The following is a 22,133-nucleotide window of genomic DNA, read 5'->3' on the forward strand; positions in this document are numbered from 1 at the left end:
GCCGCATTATTCGGTACAATACCGCATCTTCATTTTCCAGCCGTTCCCACCATGAACACTTCCCCCCTTATTGCCCTGTGTGCCGGCGAAGCTTCGGGCGACTTGCTCGGCGCACACCTGATTGAGGCCATCCGCGCGCGCTGCCCGCAGGCACGGTTTACCGGCATCGGCGGCCCGCGTATGCAGCAGGCGGCTGGGCTGGAGAGCCTGTTCGACCAAGAAACGCTGGCGGTGCGCGGCTATGTGGAAGTGCTGAAAAATCTGCCGGCGATTTGGCGCATCCGCAAAGGCTTGATTGCCGAAATGAAACGGCTGCGGCCAGATGTGTTCCTGGGCATCGACGCGCCGGATTTCAACCTGGGCGTGGCTGCCGCGCTCAAAGCCGCGGGCATCCCCACGCTGCATTATGTGAGCCCTTCGGTGTGGGCGTGGCGGCGCGAGCGGGTGCATAAAATCGTGCAGCAGGCAGATGAAGTGCTGTGCCTGTTTCCGATGGAGCCGGAGCTATACCGGCAAGCCGGCGGGCGGGCGCGATTTGTGGGACACCCGTTGGCGCAAACCCTGCCTTTGGAAGCCGACCGCGCCGCCGCACGCCGCGAGTTGGGGCTACCTGAAAAACAGCCCGTATTCGCCCTGCTGCCCGGCAGCCGAGTGAGCGAAATCGACTATATGGCACCGCTGTTTCTGCAAGCCGCTCAGCTGGTGCGGCAACAAATTCCCGAGGCGCAGTTCCTGCTGCCCTACGCCACCGAAGCCACCCGCACGCGCCTGCAAAGTCTGCTCGCCGCCGAGCCGTATTGCCGCCTGCCCTTGCAACTGCTCCCGGGCGGCACGGCGCAAGCCTGCACGGCGGCGGATGTGGTGTTAGTCACCAGCGGCACGGCCACGCTGGAAGTGGCGCTGTGCAAGCGGCCGATGGTAATCAGCTACAAAATCTCGCCGCTCACCTATGCGCTGGTGAAGCACAAAATCAAAGTGCCCCATGTGGGGCTGCCCAACGTGCTGCTCGGCCACGCCGCCGTGCCAGAGCTGCTGCAGCACGATGCCGAGCCGGAAAAGCTGGCCGCCGCGCTGCTGGATTGGTATCGCTCGCCGGAGAAAACCGCCGCGCTGCAGCAGGACTTCACCGAGCTGCACCATTTATTACGCAAAGACACTGCCGCCGAAGCTGCAACGGCAGTGCTGGCCGCCGCAGGGGCAAACCCATGATTTGGCAGGCCGGCGTGGACGAGGCCGGGCGCGGGCCACTGGTCGGCAGCGTGTTTGCCGCCGCCGTGGTGCTGCCGGACGAATACGATTTGCCGGGGCTTACCGACTCGAAAAAACTGAGCGAACGCCGCCGCGACGAATTGGCGGTGTTGATTAAACAGCAGGCATTGGCCTGGTGCGTGGCCGCCGCCTCGGTGAAGGAAATCGACCGGCTCAACATCCTGCACGCCACCATGCTGGCGATGCGCCGCGCCGTGCACGGGCTGGAAAGGCTACCTGAAAAAGCGTGGATAGACGGCAACCGCGTGCCAACAGATTTGGGCTGCGAGGCCGAAGCTGTGGTGAAAGGCGACAGCAAAATCATCCAGATTTCCGCCGCCTCCGTGCTGGCCAAAACCGCGCGCGACGCGGAAATGTATGCCCTGGCCGAGCATTATCCGCAATACGGCTTCGAACGGCACAAAGGCTACGGCACCGCCGAACACCTCGCCGCCCTGCAGCGCCACGGCGCCCTGCCCGAACACCGCCGCAGCTTTGCTCCGGTGCGGGAAATTTTGGCGCAGGGGCGGCTGTTTGAATGAATCAGGTTTGCACCCGCAGAAACTCAGCTTTAGCTTCGTCAAACCATCACTTTAGCTTCGTTGAAGCTTGCGCTTTAGCTTCGCAGAAGCGCAGCCTTGGCTTCGCCAAGACATCGCTTTCAGGTAGCCTGCTGGGCAGAACAGCCAAATTGCGCAAACAAAATTAATCAAACAATGCAGGCCAATAGCCTTTATGTGGTGCACAAACTTGACAAGCTCCGCCAAGGCGCGTATAGTCAACTTTCCCTAACGCGGGGTGGAGCAGCATGGTAGCTCGTCGGGCTCATAACCCGAAGGTCGTAGGTTCAAATCCTGCCCCCGCAACCAAATTCAAACCTCCCGGCAAATTGCCGGGAGGTTTTTGCATTCCGGCAATTTTATGCCTTCACCTGCCTAGAAAGTAAAACGATGTGGCGAAATTTCGTTGAGCTCTGGCAATCTGTTGGAAAGTTACCAATTCTAACATTATAGACCCGTACTGTTTTGGCCGCTGAGTTTTATTTCTGCACGAAGTTTCGTGTAGAATAGTTATTCAACGTTAATAGCCAAACAGCTTCATTATTATGTATGCGGGGCAGCAAGCCGCAACGGATGCAGATGTTTAGCTGTATGGCGTAACGTTTCAGGTAGCCTCTTTCATTAAGGCTACCTGAAAACTTGCCTGTTAATCGACAAACATCTTATTTCTTTAACCGAATACATCATGATAACCCGCCATTTCTCCCGCCTCGCCTTGTTGCTGGCCGCCGCCTTCTCCACCCAAGCCTGGGCTTCCGGCTACCATTTCGGTACCCAGTCCGTGAGCAGCCAATCCACGGCCAATTCCTCCTCCGCCGAAGCCGCCGATCCTTCTACTTTATTCCACAACCCGGCCGGCCTCACCAAACTCGAAGGTACGCAGGTCAGCATCAACGTAAACCTTGTTGCTCCCAGCGTGAAATACAGCGATGCCGAAGCCTACTACCCCGGCACCAACCAACCCGTGCAAGGCGCCACTTCCGGCAACATCCGCCCGAAGAGCATAGTGGTTGCGCCACATTTTTATTTGTCGCACCGCCTAAACGATAACGTTGCCCTCGGCTTGGGCATGTACGTTCCCTTCGGCTCCGGCACCGAATACCAACATGATGCTGTTTTGCGCTACAACCTGAACGAGTTGAGCGTGAAAACCATCGCCATCCAGCCCACCGTTGCCTATAAAATCAACGACCAGCACTCCATCGCCCTCGGCCTCGTCGCACAACACACCACCGCCAAGCTGCGCCAATATGCCAACTTCGGCGCTTTCCCTCCGCTGCGCCGTAACGGCTTTGCCGACGGCTACGCCAGCGTGGAAGGCAGCGATTGGGGCTTCGGCTACAACCTAGCCTGGCTGTGGGACGTGAATGATTCCCTGCGCTTGGGCGCAAACTACCGCTCCAAAGTCAGCCACAACCTGCGCGGCGATGCCGAATGGAAACTGGTGGGCGCAGCCTTCCAAACCCCGATGGGCGGCGCACTTTCCAACGCCCTCCGCGCCAATGGTTACGCCGAATCCGAAGCAGCCAACGTACGCATCGTTACCCCCGAATCCTTCTCCCTGCACGGTATGTACAAACTCACATCGCGCTGGTCGCTCTATAGCGACGCCACTTGGACGCGCCACTCCCGCTTCAACCGTGCCGAGCTGAATTTCGGCAACACCAAAACCGTGGCCAACCCCCAAACCGGCGGCCTTGCCCGCAGCAACCAAACTATCCTCACCCCCCAATGGCGCAACACCTATAAGCTCTCCCTCGGCGCGTCTTACCAAATCACCGACCCCCTGCAACTGCGCTTCGGCATCGCCTACGACCAATCCCCCGTACGCGGCGCCAACACCCGCATGAGCACCCTGCCCGATGCCGACCGCCTCTGGCTCTCCTTCGGCGGCAAATACGACATCAATCAGCAGCACAGCCTCAACCTCGCCTACAGCTATGTGCACGTGAAAAACACCTCTGCCAGCGTAAACGGCTGGTGCGGCGGCACAGCCTCCGGCCCCGGCTCGCAAGCCTGCGTGTCCAGCCGCACCCACGGTTCGGCCAAATTCAGAAGCCACTCCCATATATTAGGCTTGCAGTACACCTATAAATTCTGATTAGATTAGTGGCAACGGAAAAGGTTACCTGAAAATACCAAAAAGCAGCCTGCACTTTGCTGGGTAGCAAGTGCAGGCTGCTTTTGTGTTTTAGTTTGTGCTGAAGCCAATGCTTTCAGGTAGCCTCAAATGATGCTTGCCAATGATGCCGAGGCAGGCAAGAGGCTACCTGAAAAATGAGCTGGAACCTAAAACGGCTGTATGGTGATACCGCCTAAGTTTTGTCGAGCATAAATACCAGTTTGCGGACTTTCAGGTAGCCTTTCAGACGAGCTTGGAGGCTATCTGAAAGCTCACCCGCTTATCCGCACTGCTGCACGCCCACGGTTGCGGCCAGGGCTTGGAGGCAGCGTTCAGATTTTCCCACGTAGGGGTTGCTGCCATCCCAGGCGTAACCGGCGAGGATGGCGCTGATCATGCGGCTGATTTCGGGGTTGCGGTTGGGGGTGTAGATGGCGTCTTGGAAGCTGCCGTCATACCAGCCGTTCACATAGGTGCGGAAGGCGTTTACGCCCGTCATCAGCGGTTCGGCGAATTCGCGCTGCCAGTCTGCTTCTTGGCCTTTGAGCTGGCGGGCGAGCAGGTCGGCGGCGAGTTTGGCCGAGTGCATGGCGATGGTGACGCCGGAGGAGAAGACGGGGTCGAGGAATTCGGCGGCGTTGCCCAAGAGGGCGAAGTGGCGGCCGTACAGGGTTTTAACGTTGGCGGAATAGCCTTTGATGTGGCGGAAGGGGAAGTCGTTTTCCCATTGGGCGTTGCCCAAAATGCGCGCGAGCATGGGGATTTCGGCGGCGTAGCGGCGCAGGATGGCTTCAGAATCGCCCAGGCCGGCGAAGCGTTCGGGCAGGCCGACCACGCCGATGGAGCAGCGGTTGTCGCCGAAGGGGATGAGCCAGAGCCATACGTCGCGGTGCACCGAGTGGGTGGAGATGAGGATTTTGCTGCGGTCGAAATCAGGGTCGGCGATGTTGTCGTCGATGTGGGTGAAGTGGGCTTCGCGCATGGGCAGGTCGGACGGGGTGTCGAGGTCGAGCAGGCGGGGAAGGACGCGCCCGTAGCCGCTGGCGTCGAGTACGAAGCGGGCGGTGAGTTCGTAGGCTTCGCCGTTGTCGGTTTCCACGCTGAGGCGGGCGGTGTCGCCGCTGTTGTCGAAGGCGGTAACGGCGTGGCCGAAGCGCACATCCGCGCCTTGTTTGGCGGCTTCGTCGATTAGGATTTTATCGAAGATTCCGCGGCGAACTTGGTAGGTGGTGCCGGGGCCGGGGCTGAATTTGTCGGTGAAATCGAAATAGGTGTAGCGGCTGCCCCAAGTGAAGGCGGCACCGTTTTTAAACTGGAAGCTGGGCTCGGCCTCTACGGCGGGCAGGAAGCCGGCTTCTTCGATGAATTCCATGCAGTGCGGCAACAGGCTTTCGCCGATTACGAAGCGGGGGAAATGCTGTTTTTCGAGCACGCACACGGAAAAGCCGTGTTTGAGCAGCAGGGCGGCGGCGACTGCGCCGGAGGGGCCGGCGCCGATGATGGCGATATCGCAGGATTGGGACATGTTTGGTCTCCTTAAGGATGGGGGTGTGGGTTTCAGGTAGCCTTTCAGACGGCCTCCCGCCCTGCGCCTTCCTTCTTCAGCAGCCAGGCCGAGAGCAATACGTTCAGTCCCACGCCGAGCGATACGGTGATGCCGAAGGCGGCGACGGCGGGGGTGGTGCTGATGGCGAGCAGCAGGAAGGAGATGGCAGTGGTGAGGGCGGCGAGGAGGATGCCGCCGAGTTTGACGGCGGGGGTTTCGCGGGCGGTGAGGGCGTAGACGGCGTAGTCCGCGCCCACGGCGGCTACCAAGAGCAGGCCGAACATGGCGAACAGGCTGATGGGCAGGCCGAGCCAGCCGAGCAGGCCGACGGTGGCGGCGGCGGAAATCATGGGCACGGCGAGGATGAGGCTGCCGCGCCGTGCGCCGAAGATGCGCCTCAGCACGAGCCAGGCCAAGGCGAAAGAGGCGAGTTTGAGCCAGGCGGTGTGGTTGCGGGTGTGGCGGAAGAGTTCGTTCAGATGGGCGCGTTTGTCCACCAGCCGGGCGCAGGTGCCGGCTTGGTTGCAGGGCAGTGCGGCCAGCGCAGTTTGCACGGCGGCGGCATCGTTCAGGCCTTGCACGCGCACGAGGGCGGCTTCTTGGCCTTGGATATTGCCCAGATAGAGGGTGCGCCAGGCTTCGGCGGTCTGCCCGCTTAAGGCTTGATTAAGAGGGACGACGGGCTGCGCGGCGGCTTGCTGCAGGGCGGTTTGGATGGTGTCGGGCTTCAGGCCGAGCTGGAGCATGGGGTTGGCGGCGGAGGCGGGCTGTTCGGCCAGGCGGCGCAGTTGGGCGAGCAGGGCTTGCTGCTCTTCGGCGGGCAGCAGCCATTGGTTAAGCGACTGCACGCCGCCGAGCTCGCCTTTGCCGACCAAGGGTTGCAGGGCGGCTTCCACTTGTGCGCTGCGGCGCAAGAGTTCGTCTGCGTTGTCGGCCTGCACGAGAATGCTGCGGCCGCCAGTGTCGTTGCCGCTGATGTCGGCCACTTGGCGCATTTCGGCGATGAGCCGGGGCGACAGGGCCGCCCAGTCGCGGATGTCGTCGCGCCAATCGGTTTTCAGGTAGCCTGCGGCGGCCAGCGGCAGGATGGGCAGGAGCAGCCAGTGCAGGCGGGCGGCGGCGAGCTTGTGCATAGCGGCGGCGAACCAAGCGGCGCGGGGGCGGTAGCCATGAAACAGCGGCGGTAGCAGGAGCACGGTGGCGGCAAACGCGCCACCGAGCGCGGCCACGGAAAACACGGCGGTTTGGCGCAGCACGGGCAGCGGCGTGAAGGCGAGCAGCAGGTAGCCGGTGGCGGTGATGCCCAGCCCGGCGAGGAAGGCGGGCAGGACGCGGCGCATAGCTTCTTTGGCCGCCCAGTTGGGCGAAAACACGGAGGGTGTGAGCCAGTGCAGCGGGAAGTCCACCAGCATCCCCACCAGGCTGGTGCCGATCACGACGGTGAGGATGTGGATGTGGCCGAACGCGCCCACCACGGCCGCCGCGCCGAGCAGCATGCCCGCGCCCAGCGGCAATATCAGCGCAAACACGCGCGGGCTGCGGAATACGGCCAATAGCAGGGCGAAGGTGAGCGACAGGCCGATGGTAGACATCAGGCCGCTTTCGCGTTCGGATTGGGTTTTGGCTTCGGCGGCAAACAATGCGCCGCCGGCGGCCAGCAGGCGGTAGCCGCCGCGCTCGGCTTGGGCGCGGGAATCGGCCAAGAGTGGCAGCAGGCGTTCGGCCTGATCGGCGGTGGCTTTTTCAGGTAGCCTGGCGCGCAGCCACACCCAAGTGATGCCGTCTTGTTCGCTATACATCATGCCGTTGCCGCTGTGCCATTGCAGGCGGCTGGAAGGCTGTTTTTGCTGCACGAAGCGGGCGAAGCCGAGCCAGTCGTCTTCCAGCGGCACGATTTGCGCGGCAAACGGATTGGCCGCGTCTTCGGCGCGCTGTTGGAAATAGGCGGCGGGGTCGTGCAAGAGCAGCTGTTGCTGTTCGCGCGGCAGGGCGTTCATGCCGAGGCTGCGGATTTCCTGCCGCAGTTGTGCCAAATCGGGGTTTAGGCGGCTGTCCACCGCGGCGAACAGGCCGCTTTTCTGCCAGCGGTCGGCCACTTGTTCGGCGGCGGCGAAGGCGCGGTCGGCATTTTCGCTGCCCACCAAGAGCAGGATTTGGCCGTTGAGCTGTTTTTCGCCCGCTTCGTCTGCCGCGCGCCACACTGCGTCCACCTGCGCGTCGGCGGGCAACAGTGCGGTGAGGTCGGTTTGCAGACGGCCTCCCTGCGCCAAGCCCCAGCCCAGCCACGCGGCGGCGAAGGCCAGCAGCAGGGCATACAGCCACGCGAGCCTAGTCATGCAGCGCCACCCTGCCCGAAGCGCAAGGCGTGTCGCCCTGCCTGATGGCGAAATGGATTTTATTTTTCGCCGCGTCGTGCCGCAGCGTGAGCTGCACGGTGTCGTGCGGGCGCACAAAGTGTTGGTATTTCAGGTTTTCGATGTGTTGCACCGGTTTTCTGCCCCAGTCGAAGCGTGCCGCCAAATCCATCGCCCACTGCATTTCGATTACGCCGGGCACCAGCGGGAAATCGGCGAAATGGCCGCCGAAATAAGTCAAATCCAGCGGCACCGTGCCTTCAAACGCATATTCGCGCGTTTCTTCGTTTGCGTGCAGCAAAGCCCACTGCGGCGCGGTTTGTGGCTGAGTAAAGGCTACCTGAAAATCCTGCTCGCGGATTTTCGCCTGCGGGTTGCGCGGCAAGGCGGCGGCAAAACGCCAATAGCGCGGCAGCGCGGCGGTGTCTTGCGTTTTGGCCAGATGCTGTTTCAGGGTTTGCACCACGGCGGCGCGCCCCTGCTCGCGCAGCGCGGCAATGCCCTCGGCGGAAAGTGCCGCCCAGGCGGCAATCCGGCCGTGCTGCGGATGGCGGGCGCAATGCGCGTCGGCCACCCAGGCGTGGGCGAGCAAATCGTGCTCCAGCTGCGCCAGCGACACGCGCTTGTCTTCCAGCTTGATGATGCGGTCTTGGCGGCCGAGCAGCTCCAGCCGGCGGCCGTCCAGCCGCACCGCATCGGCGGTTTGCCGCACCCCGCCGCTCCACGGTGAGGCTACCTGAAAAATGTTTTCTTCGTTCACCGAAGCCTCCACTTCGGGCAGCAGTTCCCAAGCGCCGCCCTGCCGCAGCGCGATGACGCCGGTTTCCGTGCTGCCGTACACATCGTGCGGCGCAAAGCCCAGCTTCTCTTGCAGCAGCGCGGCGGTGGCCGCCGGCAGCATTCCGCCCGCGCTGATGATGCCGCGCACATGCTGCCGCAGCCGCGCCCAATCTCGCCCTTCGCCCAAACGGTTCAACAGCGCGGGGCTGGCAATCCACACGCACTCGCGGCGCGAATCGGCCAGCAGCAATTCGGGATACACGCACTGCCGCCGCCCGATTGCCCAGCCCGCCGCCAGCGACACGAACACGCGGAAAGTCAGCCCGTATAAATGCTGCGGGCTCACGCTGCCCACGGCAGCCAAGCCGTGCCAGCTTTCAGGTAGCCTGTCGGCCAGCGCCGCCGCTTCGGCCAGCATCTGTGCGCGGGTTTTGGTTTCCACCTTCGCTTCGCCCGAAGAGCCGGAAGTTTTCAGATACAGCACGTTTTCACGCGGCCATTCCAACGCTTCCGCCGGTGCGGCCGCCTGCTCCGCCGCCCCGTCGTACAGCCAGAGGCCGTCTGAAACTTCCGGCACGTCGCTCAACCACACCGCCCCGCCCGCTTCCGCCCAACGGCGGTTTTCCTCCGCCAGATTCGGCGGCAGATACACCTCCGCGCCCGCCAGCCACGCGGCCAGCAGCGCGGAAGCAAGCCGCGCCGCATCGTCGAACCACAGCGCGGCGGCCTGCACCTTGTGTGCACGCAAACGCGCGGCCAGCGAGAGCGTGGCGGCGGAAAACTGCGAGGCTGTCCAGCCTTCGGCCAACAGGGAATCGGGGGAACGGTTTAAAAGCGGGAGTATGGACATGGTTTCGGGTTGGATGTTGGATAAGGGATTGGCGGTGTTTCAGGCAGCTTTAGGGGCTATCTGAAAAGTGTCGTATAGGCAGCCGCTGTTAGGCTTGGAACGGTGGGCCGAAGTCCCTGCGGGCCGAAAAATAAAACGAAGTGGCACATGGGCGGCGGAAGCTGCAAGTCACTTGTGCAGGCTACGCTTGGCAAAAGGCTACCTGAAATTTCAGGTAGCCTTTTGGCTGTAACTGGCTTAATGCTGGCCGTAGATACTGTAATCGTAGCCAGTACAGAAGGCGGTGCCGTGCTTGGTTTCGGCGGATGAATACAGGCAGTTGCCTTTACCGTGGCGGGCTTCGCAGGCACGAATGGATTTTTCTGCCGCCCTGTTGTGATCTCGGTCATAACCGAAGAAGAAATCGCCCGCAGAGCTGCGTCGGATGCCGGAAGGGAAAGTCATGACAGCGCAAGTGTTACTAAAAGTGGTCAGTACTTGGCATTTATCGGTTTGGCAATGCTTCATAGCCTCGTCAATAGCACGCTGCCTATTGTAATGTCCACCTGTCCACCAGATACTATCTACACCGAAATCATTGATGATGGTCATATAAAACGGCGTGCGGCGCAGTTCCGCGATTTCGGCTTGCACCTTTGCCTCGCGCTGCTGCCAGGCGCGTATTTCGGCGGCGGTGGGGCCGCGGTTGATCGGCTGTTGCCGTACGGCATTGCGCTCGCGTTGTATCCGATCTGCTTCTGACTGCATGATGCCATTAAAGTTGTGCCATTGCTGCGAGCCAACCGGATAGGGGTTGGCATATGCCAAGCCCGCGCCGCCCAATAGCACTGCCGCCAACGCGCCCGCTGCCGTGTTCATCATGGTTTGCTTCATCTTGCCGCTCCTGTTTGGAAAGGGGAAAAAGGGTATTGCCGATAATTGGATTGTAACAAAAAACAAGATATTGTAAACATCTATCCCGCTGCTTGAAGGCTACCTGAAAACGCAGCTCCCGCGTAGTTAAAAGTGATTTCTGGCTTGGCTTATTCGCCCAAGGCTTGTTGGGCGGCGGGGTTGAGGGGCCGGTTGGTTTGCAGCTGGTTAAACTGCATCACGATGCGGTCGCCCTGTTTTTCATCCAGCTCCACTTCCTGCACCAGCTGGCCGCCGTTGATAACGATTTTGTTGAACACCTGGCGCATCACGGCGGTTTTCGGGGTGAGGGTGAGCTGCCATTGCCGGGCGTTGCCGGAAAGGGCGAGGTTGAAATGGCGTTGCAGCTCGGCCGTGTCGCCGCCGAGCACGGCCATGAAGAGTTTCACTTGTGCGGCCTGCGCGGTTTGGCTGCCGTTGGCGCGCCACTGCCCTTGCGCATCTTGGCGGCTGATGCCGTCGCGCCGCACGCGCAGTTTCATTTCAAACGGTTTTTGCAGATGCCAAAACAGGCCGCGGCCGGGGCACAGGGCGAAGCGGCCGCCGGTTTGCACGGGTTTGTCCATCGAGCGCAAAAAACGCTGCTGGATAAACCCGCCCTGCACGCTCTGCGGGGCTTGCAGCTGCGTGGTGAGCTCGGCGGTGCTGAAGGCAAGCGCAGGGAGGACGGCAAGGGAAAGGAAGAGGCTGAGGAGGAGTTTTTTCATGGTGCCGGGGTTATGCGGGGAGTGGGAAGGGAAGCATAGTATAGTGGATTTGCGGGGAAGGCGTGCAGTGTGAGGGGGGCGCGGGGTTTCAGGTAGCCTCAATCCTTGGCCAAGGGCACGAATCCTGCAAACTGTCGCACGGCCTGTTGCCAGCTTGCGGGGGTTTGGAACTGCATTTCGCTGTTGTCGATGCGCTGGGCGACTTGGGTGGTGCGGGCCTGGGTGAGTTTGGCGCCGCTTTCTGCGTCGCGCAGGGTGTAGTCGATGCGCAGGCAGCTTTCGTATTCGGTTACGGCCATCTCCACGCGGATTTTTTGGCCGAAGCGGGCGGGGCGGATATATTTTAGATCGAGCTTCACCACGGGCCAGGCGTGGCCGTGTTTGAGCATGACGGTGTAGTTATAGCCGATGGCGTCGAGCAGGGCGCAGCGGGCGATTTCGAGGTATTTGACATAGTGGCCGTGCCAGACGATCTGCATCACGTCTACGTCGAAAAAGGGGACTTCGATCTCGGTGTGGTGGCGGCAGTAGATGTGTTTAGCCATGTGGGGTGTTGCTCCAGAAGTCGTAGAAGTTGAACCATTGCAGCGGCGTGCGGGCGGCGTGGGCGGCTAAAACGTCGGCGTACTGTTGCGCCATGCTTTCAATCACTTGTTTGCGCGTGGCGGCGGTCCAGCTTGGGGCTACCTGAAAACGTTTCAGGCATAAATGATAACGGCCTTGCTCTTTTAACACGAAGACGGTGTTGGTGGGCGCGCGCAAGAGGCCGGCGAGCAGCCAGGGGCCTTGCGGCAGATGGGCGGTGTGGCCGAGGAATTGCACGGGCACGGTTTTGTTGCCGCGCACGGGGGTGCGGTCGGCGGCGATGGCGAGCCATTCTCCGGCGTCGAGTTTTTGCGAGAGTTGGAACATTTTGGCGGCGTCGAGCTCGGCTACCTGAATCAGCTGCAAATCGCTGGCACCGGCGGCTTTGAGGGCGCGGTTGAAATCTTCGGCGTGGGCGTTGTGCACGAGCACATTGAGTTTGAAGCCTTGGTGGTGGGAGACGAGGGCGCGGCACACTTCGATGTTGCCCAGATGCGAGCAGATGAGGATTTGGCCGCGTACGTTGTGGTTGTCTATATCGGCATACAGGTTGTCGGGGTCTTCCACCACGAGGTCGGGCACGGTAATTTTATGCTGCCACACGGCAAAGCGGTCAGCCACGGCTTGGCCGAAGGCGGCGAATTGGCGGTATACGGGGAAACACGCGGGCAGCGGTGCGGCGGGGAAACTAGTTTTCAGGTAGCCTTGATATTGGCGCACGCTGCGGCGTTGGGCGGCGGAAGTGAGGTAGAAATAGGCGGCAACGAGGGCGGCGATATCGTGCACCGGCCACAGGGGCAGGTAGCGCACCAGCCATTCGGTAATCTTGAGGAAGAGGCGGTGGCCGCGTTCGCGCTGTGCCGACCAATGCGCCTGTTCGGTTTGTGCGGCTTGAGGCCGTCTGAAAAGGCGGCCGAGGTGGCGGGCAACCATGCCGCAAAACAGGCGGGCATGCATTTTGCTGATGAGCAGGTTGTCGCGGCGCAGGTTGAAGTGCGATACGCCACCCGCTTCGTAGCGCACGGGCGTGTCCAGCCACACGAAGGGCGCGCCCGACCAATGCAGGCGAATGAGGATTTCGTTGTCGAAATCCATGCGCTCGCCGATGATGCCGCCGCCGTATTGGATGGGCAAAACGGCCTCCAGCGGATAAACGCGGAAGCCGCACATGCCGTCTTTGATGTCGAACGACCAAGTGTGCAGCACGTTCCAAAAATCGGTGATTTTGCGGCCGTAGAGGCGCGATTTAGGCACGTCTCCGTCGTATACCGGCCGCCCGCACACTACGGCCTGCGGCCTTTCACGCGCGGTTTCGACAAAACGCGGGATGTCGGCGAAGCTGTGCTGCGCGTCGGCATCAATCTGCAAAACGTGGCTGAAACCTTGCTCCGCCGCCAGCTTGAAGCCCCATTTCATCGCGCTGCCTTTACCGCCGTTCACCGGCCGGAAGGCCACCTGAACGCCCTCGCCACGCAACGCCTCCAAACCGGCGCGGCAGTCTTCGCCCGAGCCGTCGTCCACCACCAAAACGGGCAGGCCGCAATGGCGCAGGGCGGAAACCACCTGCGGCAGTGTGCTGAGGTGGCGGTAGTGGGGAATGATGGCGAGGAGCTTCATGATTGGGCGGCGGTGGGAAAGGCTGGATTGTAGCAAAAGGGCGGAAGGGCTACCTGAAAGCGCAGCTTCAACGAAGCCAAACTCAACTCTCCCCGTTCTGCTTCCCTTCCAGCATCTCCCACCGCTCCAATTTCTCCAGCAGCAGCATTTCAATTTCTTCCGCCCGCGCTTGCAGGCTGCTTGCTTTTTCGTAATCTCTGAAGATTTCCGGGTCGGAAAGCCGGGTGTTCAAATCGGCCTGTTCGGCTTCCAGCGCGGTAATTTCGTCGGGCAGGGCGTCGAGTTCGCGCTGTTCTTTGTACGACAGCTTCACGCTGCGGTTGGGCTTGGGCTTGTCTTTTTCCGGCTGTTTTTCTGGCTTGGCGGCGGTGGCAGCCTGCACTTTGTCTTCGCGTGCTTTTGCGTCGGCATAGTCCTGATAGCCGCCGATGTATTCTTTCAGACGGCCTTCCCCTTCAAATACAATGCTCTGCGTAATCACGTTGTCTAAAAACATACGGTCATGGCTGACGAGGAACACGGTGCCGGCGTAATCGCGCAGCAGCTCTTCCAGCAGTTCTTGCGTGTCGATGTCCAAATCGTTGGTCGGCTCATCCAGCACCAGAATATTGGCGGGGCGGGTGAACAGTTTGGCCAGCAGCAGGCGGTTGCGCTCGCCGCCGGAGAGCGACGACACGGGAGATTGGGCGCGGGCAGGGTGGAACAGGAAGTCTTCCAGATAGCCCATCACATGCCGCTTTTTGCCGCCGATTTCCACATAATCGTTGCCCTGGCCGAGCGTGTAGAACACGGTGTCGTTTTCGTTCAGCGCGCTGCGGAACTGGTCGAAATACGCCACTTCCTGCTTGCTGCCGAGGCGGATTTTGCCGCCGTTGGGCGCGAGTTCGCCCAAAATCAGCTTCAAAAACGTGGTTTTGCCGATGCCGTTCGCGCCAATCAGGCCGATTTTGTCGCCGCGCTGAATCACGGCGGAAAAATCTTTCATAATCATTTTGTTGCCGTACGCAAACGAGGCGTGTTCCAGTTCGGCGATAATTTTGCTGCTTTTCTCGCCCGCGTCCAGCTTGAACGACACCTGCCCCTGCCGTTCGCGCCGCGCCGCGCGCTGTTTCCGCAATTCTTCCAAACGCTTAACCCGCCCTTCGTTGCGCGTGCGCCGCGCTTCGATGCCTTTGCGAATCCACGCCTCTTCCTGCGCGTGGAATTTGTCGAACAGGCGGTTGTGTTCGGCTTCTACGGCCAGTTCTTCCGCTTTTTTCTCGCTGTATTTGGCGAACGAGCCGGGATAAGAGCGCAGGCTGCCTCGGTCGAGTTCGACGATGCGGTTGGCCACATTGTCCAAAAAACGGCGGTCGTGGGTAATCACAATCAGGCTGCCTGAAAAGTTTTTCAGCAGGTTTTCCAGCCACAAAATCGCGTCGATGTCCAAATGGTTGGTCGGCTCGTCCAGCAGCAGGATGTCGGGCTTCTGCACCCATGCCTGCGCCAGCGCGACACGCTTTTTCTGCCCGCCGGACAAATTGGCGATTTTCTCATTTTCAGGTAGCCCCAGCTCGCCAATGGTTTGGCTCACCAGCGCATCGAACTGCCAGCCGTTTTGCGCTTCGATTTGGTTTTGCAGTTCGTTCAATTCTTTGATGAGGCTGTCGTTCTGCCCGTTGGCCAGTTTGCGGCCGATTTCGTGGTAACGCCGCAGCACGCCGCGCAGGCTGCCCAGCCCTTCGGACACAATGTCGAACACGGCGGCCGCGCCGTCGAAAAAGCTCTCCTGCGGCACATACACGGTTTTCAGCCCGTTTTGCAGGATGAGCCGGCCGTCGTCGGGCTTCTGCACGCCGGCGAGGATTTTCAGCAGGCTGGATTTGCCCGCGCCGTTGCGCCCGATAAGCCCGACTTTGTCGCCCGCAGCCAGTTGGAAAGACGCTTTGTCGAGCAGCGCGACGTGCCCGAAGGCGAAGGATAGGTTTTCGGCTTGGAGGATGGTCATGGGTGTCCTTGGGGTGGATGTTTCAGGGTTGCAGCCTGCATTTGGTTTCCAGATGGGGTTTCAGGCAGCCTGCAGGCGGTAGGTCGGATACAAGTATCTGACCTACCGCTGCTACATCCGCTCAAATACCAAATCCACAAATTCACGCCGTACCAGTTTGCCGCTTTTGCTGACTGCCCAATCGCGGCTGCGCTGTTCAAGTACGCAACGCAACGGCAGGTTGTCAGTTAGGGCATGGATGTCGGTGGCGTTGTAGAACGTGAAGCCGTGAGCTGCAAACGGCAATTTGGACATGAATTCTTTTTCACAAAAATTCAGGCACAGTCGGCCGGCGGGTTTCAGCACGCGACAGAATTCGGACAACATGAGCGGCGCATCGTCCCAAAAATAGACAGTGTTGACTGACACGGTTTTATCGAACGCGGCATCGGTAAAGGGCAGCGCGCCGCCGTCATACAGCAAATAATCTGCCTGCCCTGCGGCAATAAACGGCGCGTTGAATGCCTGCGCTTGCTCACACATCAATGGCGAAATTTCCAAGCCGGTGTAGTGCAGGTCGTTCGCCTGCGACAGGATGTAGCCCAGCAGACCGCCGTTGCCGCAGCCGGTTTCTAAGATCTTGTCGCTGTTTCGCAGGCGGGCGGCGGTGAACGCGCTGATGATTTGGGCCAGGTTGCGCAGGTTCATCACCTGCCCGAAAAGCACTCCCGCTTCATCGTGCGGACAGCGCAGTTGGGCGGCAGTTTGTTCAGCGGATAATTCCATTATGGCTCCTTAATGTCTGTAGTTTAAGCAGGTGTAGTGTAGGCAGATGATACAAATTGCCGATTGTTGTAGGGTGGGCATTTATGCTTATGCGGTTTCAGGTAGCCCCAAATACAAAACGTGCGGGTAGCAAGTGTCCACCTTGCTCATAGCTTATGGCTTGCCGCGACAGATAATATAACCTACAGCCCCTGCGGATGAGCCCATGAAAGATACATGTATGGGGTGTCGGCAGTTTGGTAAAACGCCAATGTGGGAAAGTTGGCAATATTGTTTGCCGTAATTTGGTGTACGGTAATACTTTCCAAATCCAAAATCCATTTTGTAGGCGGATGTTTTCAAACTAAAAATAAGCAACGTTTTGGAATAACAGTGTTTCTCCGTTGTTTTAAAAACAGTTGCAGCGTTTGTGCGGTAGGGTTGTGGTGGTGACTGTGGATTTCTTTGTCGTGGTACATTTTTGCGGCGGGTGGTGTTGGGCAGGCAAAAGCCGTCTAAAAATCAAGCTTTCCGGCAGCCTGACAGGGGTTCCAGGCTCGAAATTCGGTCTATGTGTTGTACGGTTTATGAAATTCCCAAGCATCATCATGCCCTTTGAATGCGTGAGCCTTGCTTGGCTGATGAGCCTTATTGAGCATTTCGAACGTCTGCTCTGGCTCGTTTAAATGCGGATGAGCCTCGCCGATAGCGATTATAGTCATCATCATGGGATCTATTCAGGAATTTGATTAGGCTGACAGCCAATTCCAAGGCTTCTTTAATAGCGTTTCTATTTTGTCCAAGCAAGCGTAATTAAAGTCTGCATTATTTAGTTTTTCAGTCAAGGTCGGTTATCCTGTGGTTGCGTAGGGCGATTTTGTGGTTCAGGCTACCTGAAAACCATTCAAACCGTTGTTCGTACGAAATTTTGTGATAATATTGAAATGTTAATTTTAACACTTAGGAGAGCCTCATGTTGTGGATTGTCCTTCTTTTATCGGCCGCGTTGAGTGTGGTGGGCGTGATGGTGTACAACCGTTTAGTGATTTCGCAAAACCAATACCGCAACGCCTTCTCCCAAATCGGCGTTCAGCTGCAACGTCGGCATGACCTGATTCCCAATTTGGTGGCTGCCGCCAAAGGCTACCTGAAACACGAAAATGACACCTTTACACAGGTTACGCAGGCGCGCAATCAGGCCGCTGGCGTGCTGGGTGGTGCGCGGCCGGAAAATGCGGAAGCGGTGGCGCAGCTTTCTGCTGCCGAAACCCTGCTCACCCAAGCTGTGCGCAGCTTGATGGTGCAGCTTGAGGCCTATCCAGATTTGCAGGCTGCTGCCAATATGCGCCAGCTGGCCGAGGAAATTACCAGCACGGAAAACCGTATCGCCTTCGCCCGCCAGGCCTACAACGACGCGGCCATGGGCTACAACACGCTGCGCCAGCTGTTTCCGCACAGCATTATCGCCGCCTATTTCGGGCACCGGCAGCCGGCACAGCTTTTGGAGTTTCCCGACCGCGCCAAACACCAAGTGCCGCCTGAGGTGCGGTTTTAAGGGTAGATAATGAGGTTTTCAGGTAGCCTTTTTGAATCCATTCGGTATGCCCAAGGCTGATGTGGTTTTTGCATGGGTGACAAGTTGCTCCAGCTATATGTGCTCTGCAGGCTAGGACAATAGTAAGGCAAAAAGTGTTTTCAGGCAGCCCTTTCAAAATGCGAAGAGGCTTGAAAATATTTTGAACAATAATAACAACACATTACCATAACCCGTAGAACGCCAATTGCAGCATGCAGAAAAACCGCCTGAAAGGACATGCCCTTTCAAGCGGTTTGGTTTCGCTAAAGCTAGAGTCAGCAGCAGCGGCCGCCGTTAGCGCCACAGCGGCGTTTGCGGCAATAATCTGCAAACTGCTGTTCGGTCATCACCGGTGCGTTGGGGTTATAGCGCCTTTGGCGTACCACATAGTTGGCGTAATCCGGTACGCCCACCATCAGGTTGGCGGTCAACTTGGCTGTTTTCCAAGCCTGATGTAGGTGCTGTTTCAGTTTATGCTTCATTCACGGACTCGGTGTTTGCGTCGGCGGTTTCGTTACGGAATACCGGCGGGATTTCATGGGCGGTGGCCCAGCCGACTTTGCGGGCTTTCATGGCTACCTGGAAGCCGTAAACAGCCACAAATACCACCACAGCCAAGAACAGCACGGTCAGGCCGGAGTTCACATAGTCGTTGAACGCGATGCGGCTCATTTCTTCGGCGGTTTTGGCCGGAGCCAGGATTTCGCCGTTGGCCAAGGCTGCTTTATATTTGGCAGCGTGAGCCATAAAGCTGATGCGTGGGCTGGAATCGAACACTTTCTGCCAACCGGCATAGCAAGTCACCACTAATACGCCGATAGACGGTACCAAAGTAACCCAAATGTAGCGGTCGCGTTTCATCTTAATTAGAACCACAGTACACAGGATCAAGGCCACGCCTGCTAGCATCTGGTTGGCGATACCGAACAGTGGCCATAGGGAGTTAATACCCCCCAGCGGGTCGGTTACCCCGGTGTAGAGGAAGTAGCCCCACAGAGCCACGGCTATGAAGGTGGCAATCAGGTTGGCAGGCAGGCTGTCGGTGTTGCCGAACGGTTTGTAGAAGATACTGCCCAAGTCTTGAATCATGAAGCGGGCCACACGGGTGCCGGCGTCCACTGCAGTTAGAATGAACAGAGCTTCAAACAGCAGCGCGAAGTGATACCAGAACGCCATCATGCCTTCGCCGGGAATCAACTGGCTCATGATGTGCGCCATGCCCACGGCCAGAGTCGGCGCACCGCCTGCACGGGACAGGATGGTGAGTTCGCCCACTTCTTTGGCAGTATGCAGCAGAGTGGCCTCAGTTACCGGGAAGCCCAGCTGGGTGGTGATCACGTGTGCGGCATTGGCAGCATCGGTGCCGATGAGGGCAGCCGGGCTGTTCATGGCGAAATACACACCAGGATCAAGCGAAGCAGCAGCAGCCAGCGCCATAATAGCCACAAAGCTTTCCATAATCATGCCGCCGTAGCCGATCATACGCACGTGTTCTTCGTTTTCCACCATTTTCGGGGTGGTGCCGGAAGAAATCAGGGCGTGGAAACCGGATACCGCACCGCAGGCGATGGTAATGAATAGGAAGGGGAAAAGGCTACCTGAGAACACCGGGCCGGAGCCGTCGATAAAGCGGGTAACGGCGTGCATTTGCAGCGGCGGGCTAACAATAATGATGCCCAAGGCCAATGCAATGATGGTACCGATTTTCAGGAAGGTGGAAAGGTAGTCGCGCGGAGTGAGCAGCAACCATACCGGCAGTACGGAAGCGATAAAACCATAGATCATTACCGCCCAAGCGATAGACAAGCCTTCCAAGTCGAAGATATGCCCGAAGGAGCTTTCGGCCACATTTTTACCATACACAATCGCCAACACCAGCAAGATAAAGCCGACGATGGAAATCTCGCCGATTTTGCCTGGACGGATGTAGCGGGTGTAGATACCCATAAACAGGGCAATCGGGATGGTGGTGGCGATGGTGAAGGTACCCCACGGGCTGTGGATCAAGGCTTTCACCACAATCAGCGCCAGCACGGCCATAATGATCACCATGATCATCAGAATACCGATGGAGGCAATCACGCCAGCCACGGTGCCCAGCTCTTGTTTAACTATATCACCCAAGGATTTACCGTCGCGGCGCATGGACACGAACAATACCATCGCGTCCTGAACCGCACCGGCAAACACTACGCCGAAGATAATCCACAGCGTACCAGGTAGATAACCCATCTGCGCGGCTAGTACTGGGCCTACCAAGGGGCCGGCGCCGGCAATGGCGGCAAAATGATGGCCGAACAGCACACCTTTGTGCGTCGGCACATAGTCCAAGCCATCGTTGTGGCGCTCGGCCGGCGTGAGCCGGTTGGGATCGAGCTGCATTACGTTTTTGGCAATATAGAGGCTATAAAAGCGGTAGGCAATAGCATATACGGAGACGGCAGCAATTACCATCCAGACTGCACTTACCTGTTCACCGCGATGGATAGCCAAAGTGGTAAAGGAGGCCAAGCCAGCCAGCACCACAGCACCCCATATCAGGAAGCTTTTGAGTTTGTTCATGATAACAACACTCCGATTCAACAAAAATAAAACGGCTGTCCGGCCAGGCCGTACTGCCCAACTTCGGCAGCCCCCTATCCGGTAATCGGACGTTGTACCATTAATAAGGCACAAACGTCTTAAACTACCAAACAGTATAAGCTTAACATATTTGTGGAAATAATTACGTTAAATTTTCAAGAGCCAGCTGCTATTTTTGCCATGGTTTAGACAGAAAAGCCTAAATTCAGTACAAAAATGCACTTAAACAAGGATGATTTGACTTAAATCAATAAACAGCTATATAGATTTAAAGTAACCTATTAGATTTTACAAAAAATCGGTCGGGAGAAAGATTATAAAGATTGCTTTGTGGAGTTTGGCCACGCTGACGCTTTCAGGTAGCCTTTGGCCACTACCACTTTGACGATTGCCCGAAGCCTAATAGGCTGCCTGAAAACAGCAAAACCGGACAGCTGTGTGCCTGTCCGGTTTTTGTGGTTCAGCCGATATCCTGATACTCCGCCTACTGTGCGGGCTGTGCCGTTTGGGCAGGGGCTTTCCGGTAGCGCCCGGCCATGGCTTTATACACCATGCTTTCGTAACGCAGGGCTTGATAGCGGGCCTCAAGCAGGCTTTGTGCACCGGAATATTCGGTGTTCAGCGCGGAAAGCCAGTCTTTGAGCTCGTTGCGGCCGTGTTGGTAGCGCACACGGTAGTAGCGGCTGTTTTCGGCATCGAGCCGGTGGCGGCGGCGCTGGTTTTCCAGGGTTTGGCGGCTGGCGCGGTATTGACGGTAGTTGGTATCGACTTCGTTGAGCGCGGTGGTGAGGGCTTTTTCGAAGGCGAGTTTGGTGTTTTCAAAGTTGGCTTCGGCGCTGCGGTCTTTCCAGTGCATGGTGCGCCAGTTGAGGAAGGGCAGATTGAGGCTGACGCTGCCGCCCAATATCGGCACGTTGAACAGGTTCTTGCTGTGTTCAGACGAGGTGCTTAGCGCGGCATTCAGCGTGATGCTGGGATACCAGCTGCGGTATTGCGCCTGCTGGCTTTTGAGGGCGGACTGTAGGCGGTAGTCGGCGGCGATGAGGTCGGGACGGGCGGCGAGGGTGGAGATGGGTACATTCAAATCGAGCTTGCCGCCTTCGGGTAGTCGGAAGGATTCGGGCTGCACGGCCATTGCCTGGTCGGGGCGCAGGTTGAGTAGGTTGCGCAGGGTGGCTTCGGTGTTGCTGCGGCTCTGTTGCAGCGACAGCAGGCTGTTTTCGGCGGCAAGCAGGGATTGCTCGGCCTGGGTCACTTCTATCGAGGCCACGCGGCCGTGGCGGTATTTGCTGCGGGCGATTTGCAGGATTTGTTTGTATTGCTCGATGGTTTTTTCGGTGAGCTTGATGGCTTCGTTGAGATAGGCTACCTGAAAATAGGCGTCGGCCACATTGTTGATTACGGTGAGGCGGGTGGCGGCCAAATCTTGCTCGGTGGCGCGCTGCTCCCACGCTTGGGCAGAGGCGGTGGCGTTGAGTTTGCGCCATAAATCGAGCTCGTAGCTTAAGCCGAGCTGGCTGCTGTAGCTGTGGCTGTTTTGGCGGGTGTCGAGGTTGCGGTTGGCGTTGGCACCGAGCGAAGCGTTGAATTCGGGCACGAGATTGGCGCCGAGAATGTTGGCCTGATACAGAGCTTTGTTCACACTAACGGCGGCCTGTTTCAAATCCACATTGTTGGCCAAGGCCTGTTCCACCAAGGCATTGAGCCCGCTGTCGCCGAAAGTTTGCCACCAATCGCCTTCAGTTTGGTAGGCGCAGCCGGCGGGATCGGGGCAGTGGCCGCTTTCGCTGGCGGCGGTTTGTACGCTGCCATCGCGCTGAGCTTGGGCGAGGCCGATTTGGGTGTTGGGGGTTTGGTCGATGGCGCAGCCGGCGAGCAAAAGCAGAGCCAGCGCGGCCGCACGGATGGGCAGGTGGGTTGTGTGGTTCATAAACCCTCGTTTCTTGGTTGGGTGTCGGGTGG

Annotated in this window: 16 protein-coding genes, 1 tRNA gene and 1 pseudogene; 5 read left to right on the top strand and 13 right to left on the bottom strand. The window is 58.7% G+C overall.

All coding sequences use genetic code 11. From position 1 onward, the window contains the following. Positions 1 to 51 precede the first annotated feature (51 nt). The 4 genes from lpxB (at position 52) to A7P99_RS04725 (ending at position 3,909) form a co-directional block, all read left to right on the top strand. Positions 52 to 1,209 carry a lipid-A-disaccharide synthase gene (lpxB, locus tag A7P99_RS04710; RefSeq protein ID WP_067686657.1) on the top strand — a complete coding sequence of 386 codons (1,158 nt, stop codon included), beginning with the start codon at positions 52 to 54 and terminating at the stop codon, positions 1,207 to 1,209. Continuing rightward, positions 1,206 to 1,790 (top strand): ribonuclease HII, encoded by a 585-nt coding sequence (gene rnhB / locus A7P99_RS04715; RefSeq protein WP_067527438.1) that lies wholly within the window; start codon positions 1,206 to 1,208, stop codon positions 1,788 to 1,790. The genes lpxB and rnhB overlap by 4 nt, the downstream gene beginning before the upstream one ends. Positions 1,791 to 2,040: 250 nt before the next feature. Beyond that, positions 2,041 to 2,117 (top strand) — tRNA-Met (locus A7P99_RS04720). A 376-nt stretch (positions 2,118 to 2,493) separates the two neighbouring features. Continuing rightward, positions 2,494 to 3,909 carry an OmpP1/FadL family transporter gene (locus A7P99_RS04725; protein ID WP_067686659.1) on the top strand — a complete coding sequence of 472 codons (1,416 nt, stop codon included), beginning with the start codon at positions 2,494 to 2,496 and terminating at the stop codon, positions 3,907 to 3,909. A gap of 301 nt (positions 3,910 to 4,210) precedes the next feature. Here A7P99_RS04725 and A7P99_RS04730 read toward each other — a convergent pair whose 3' ends face one another. The 10 genes and pseudogenes from A7P99_RS04730 to A7P99_RS04770 form a co-directional block, all read right to left on the bottom strand. Then, positions 4,211 to 5,455 carry an NAD(P)/FAD-dependent oxidoreductase gene (locus A7P99_RS04730; RefSeq protein ID WP_067527440.1) on the bottom strand — a complete coding sequence of 415 codons (1,245 nt, stop codon included), beginning with the start codon at positions 5,453 to 5,455 and terminating at the stop codon, positions 4,211 to 4,213. Positions 5,456 to 5,499: 44 nt separating this feature from the next. After that, positions 5,500 to 7,812, bottom strand: a complete 2,313-nt coding sequence (locus A7P99_RS04735; RefSeq protein ID WP_067448721.1) for an MMPL family transporter — start codon at positions 7,810 to 7,812, stop codon at positions 5,500 to 5,502. Then, positions 7,805 to 9,460, bottom strand: coding sequence for an AMP-binding protein (locus A7P99_RS04740; RefSeq protein WP_067527442.1), 1,656 nt, complete (start codon positions 9,458 to 9,460; stop codon positions 7,805 to 7,807). Before A7P99_RS04740 ends, A7P99_RS04735 begins: the two co-directional genes overlap by 8 nt. Before the next feature lie 237 nt (positions 9,461 to 9,697). Further along, entirely contained in the window at positions 9,698 to 10,333 is a 636-nt protein-coding gene (locus tag A7P99_RS04745; RefSeq protein WP_067686661.1) for a DUF4189 domain-containing protein, read from the bottom strand. 149 nt (positions 10,334 to 10,482) lie between these two features. After that, positions 10,483 to 11,079, bottom strand: a complete 597-nt coding sequence (locus A7P99_RS04750; RefSeq protein ID WP_067686669.1) for an outer membrane lipoprotein carrier protein LolA — start codon at positions 11,077 to 11,079, stop codon at positions 10,483 to 10,485. Positions 11,080 to 11,177: 98 nt separating this feature from the next. After that, positions 11,178 to 11,624: a thioesterase family protein gene (locus A7P99_RS04755; RefSeq protein WP_067686672.1), complete on the bottom strand. Its 447-nt coding sequence runs from the start codon at positions 11,622 to 11,624 to the stop codon at positions 11,178 to 11,180. Then, positions 11,617 to 12,759, bottom strand: coding sequence for a glycosyl transferase family 2 (locus A7P99_RS04760; RefSeq protein WP_067686712.1), 1,143 nt, complete (start codon positions 12,757 to 12,759; stop codon positions 11,617 to 11,619). Before A7P99_RS04760 ends, A7P99_RS04755 begins: the two co-directional genes overlap by 8 nt. 75 nt (positions 12,760 to 12,834) lie before the next feature. Continuing rightward, a pseudogene (locus tag A7P99_RS10430) lies at positions 12,835 to 13,281 on the bottom strand (glycosyltransferase family 2 protein); the annotation flags it as partial. Between the two features lie 82 nt (positions 13,282 to 13,363). After that, the gene (locus A7P99_RS04765; protein ID WP_067448712.1) at positions 13,364 to 15,268 is read right to left on the bottom strand and encodes an ATP-binding cassette domain-containing protein; all 1,905 of its coding nucleotides are present in this window, start codon (positions 15,266 to 15,268) and stop codon (positions 13,364 to 13,366) included. A 111-nt stretch (positions 15,269 to 15,379) separates the two neighbouring features. Continuing rightward, complete coding sequence (locus tag A7P99_RS04770; protein WP_067448710.1) at positions 15,380 to 16,033, bottom strand: class I SAM-dependent methyltransferase; 654 nt, start codon at positions 16,031 to 16,033, stop codon at positions 15,380 to 15,382. A gap of 952 nt (positions 16,034 to 16,985) precedes the next feature. Here A7P99_RS04770 and A7P99_RS04775 point away from each other — a divergent pair. Beyond that, positions 16,986 to 17,567, top strand: a complete 582-nt coding sequence (locus tag A7P99_RS04775; RefSeq protein WP_067448709.1) for a LemA family protein — start codon at positions 16,986 to 16,988, stop codon at positions 17,565 to 17,567. Positions 17,568 to 17,863: 296 nt separating this feature from the next. On the opposite strand, the gene A7P99_RS04780 is transcribed toward A7P99_RS04775, so the two are convergent. The 3 genes from A7P99_RS04780 to A7P99_RS04790 form a co-directional block, all read right to left on the bottom strand. After that, positions 17,864 to 18,070 carry a YbdD/YjiX family protein gene (locus A7P99_RS04780; protein WP_067448708.1) on the bottom strand — a complete coding sequence of 69 codons (207 nt, stop codon included), beginning with the start codon at positions 18,068 to 18,070 and terminating at the stop codon, positions 17,864 to 17,866. Continuing rightward, the gene (locus tag A7P99_RS04785; protein ID WP_067686675.1) at positions 18,060 to 20,150 is read right to left on the bottom strand and encodes a carbon starvation CstA family protein; all 2,091 of its coding nucleotides are present in this window, start codon (positions 20,148 to 20,150) and stop codon (positions 18,060 to 18,062) included. Before A7P99_RS04785 ends, A7P99_RS04780 begins: the two co-directional genes overlap by 11 nt. Before the next feature lie 505 nt (positions 20,151 to 20,655). Further along, positions 20,656 to 22,101 carry a TolC family protein gene (locus tag A7P99_RS04790; protein ID WP_067686679.1) on the bottom strand — a complete coding sequence of 482 codons (1,446 nt, stop codon included), beginning with the start codon at positions 22,099 to 22,101 and terminating at the stop codon, positions 20,656 to 20,658. Between the last annotated feature and the right edge of the window lie 32 nt (positions 22,102 to 22,133).

Origin of the sequence: Eikenella sp. NML120348 (assembly GCF_001648435.1) — a bacterium.
GTDB classification, from domain to species: Bacteria; Pseudomonadota; Gammaproteobacteria; order Burkholderiales; family Neisseriaceae; genus Eikenella; species Eikenella exigua.

Bases quoted from the DNA above. Each gene is read 5' to 3' on its own strand.
- lpxB (WP_067686657.1), top strand. From the start codon at position 52: ATGAACACTTCCCCCCTTATTGCCCTGTGTGCCGGCGAAGCTTCGGGC.
- rnhB (WP_067527438.1), top strand. From the start codon at position 1,206: ATGATTTGGCAGGCCGGCGTGGACGAGGCCGGGCGCGGGCCACTGGTC.
- A7P99_RS04725 (WP_067686659.1), top strand. From the start codon at position 2,494: ATGATAACCCGCCATTTCTCCCGCCTCGCCTTGTTGCTGGCCGCCGCC.
- A7P99_RS04730 (WP_067527440.1), bottom strand. From the start codon at position 5,455: ATGTCCCAATCCTGCGATATCGCCATCATCGGCGCCGGCCCCTCCGGC.
- A7P99_RS04735 (WP_067448721.1), bottom strand. From the start codon at position 7,812: ATGACTAGGCTCGCGTGGCTGTATGCCCTGCTGCTGGCCTTCGCCGCC.
- A7P99_RS04740 (WP_067527442.1), bottom strand. From the start codon at position 9,460: ATGTCCATACTCCCGCTTTTAAACCGTTCCCCCGATTCCCTGTTGGCC.
- A7P99_RS04745 (WP_067686661.1), bottom strand. From the start codon at position 10,333: ATGAAGCAAACCATGATGAACACGGCAGCGGGCGCGTTGGCGGCAGTG.
- A7P99_RS04750 (WP_067686669.1), bottom strand. From the start codon at position 11,079: ATGAAAAAACTCCTCCTCAGCCTCTTCCTTTCCCTTGCCGTCCTCCCT.
- A7P99_RS04755 (WP_067686672.1), bottom strand. From the start codon at position 11,624: ATGGCTAAACACATCTACTGCCGCCACCACACCGAGATCGAAGTCCCC.
- A7P99_RS04760 (WP_067686712.1), bottom strand. From the start codon at position 12,759: ATGGATTTCGACAACGAAATCCTCATTCGCCTGCATTGGTCGGGCGCG.
- A7P99_RS04765 (WP_067448712.1), bottom strand. From the start codon at position 15,268: ATGACCATCCTCCAAGCCGAAAACCTATCCTTCGCCTTCGGGCACGTC.
- A7P99_RS04770 (WP_067448710.1), bottom strand. From the start codon at position 16,033: ATGGAATTATCCGCTGAACAAACTGCCGCCCAACTGCGCTGTCCGCAC.
- A7P99_RS04775 (WP_067448709.1), top strand. From the start codon at position 16,986: ATGTTGTGGATTGTCCTTCTTTTATCGGCCGCGTTGAGTGTGGTGGGC.
- A7P99_RS04780 (WP_067448708.1), bottom strand. From the start codon at position 18,070: ATGAAGCATAAACTGAAACAGCACCTACATCAGGCTTGGAAAACAGCC.
- A7P99_RS04785 (WP_067686675.1), bottom strand. From the start codon at position 20,150: ATGAACAAACTCAAAAGCTTCCTGATATGGGGTGCTGTGGTGCTGGCT.
- A7P99_RS04790 (WP_067686679.1), bottom strand. From the start codon at position 22,101: ATGAACCACACAACCCACCTGCCCATCCGTGCGGCCGCGCTGGCTCTG.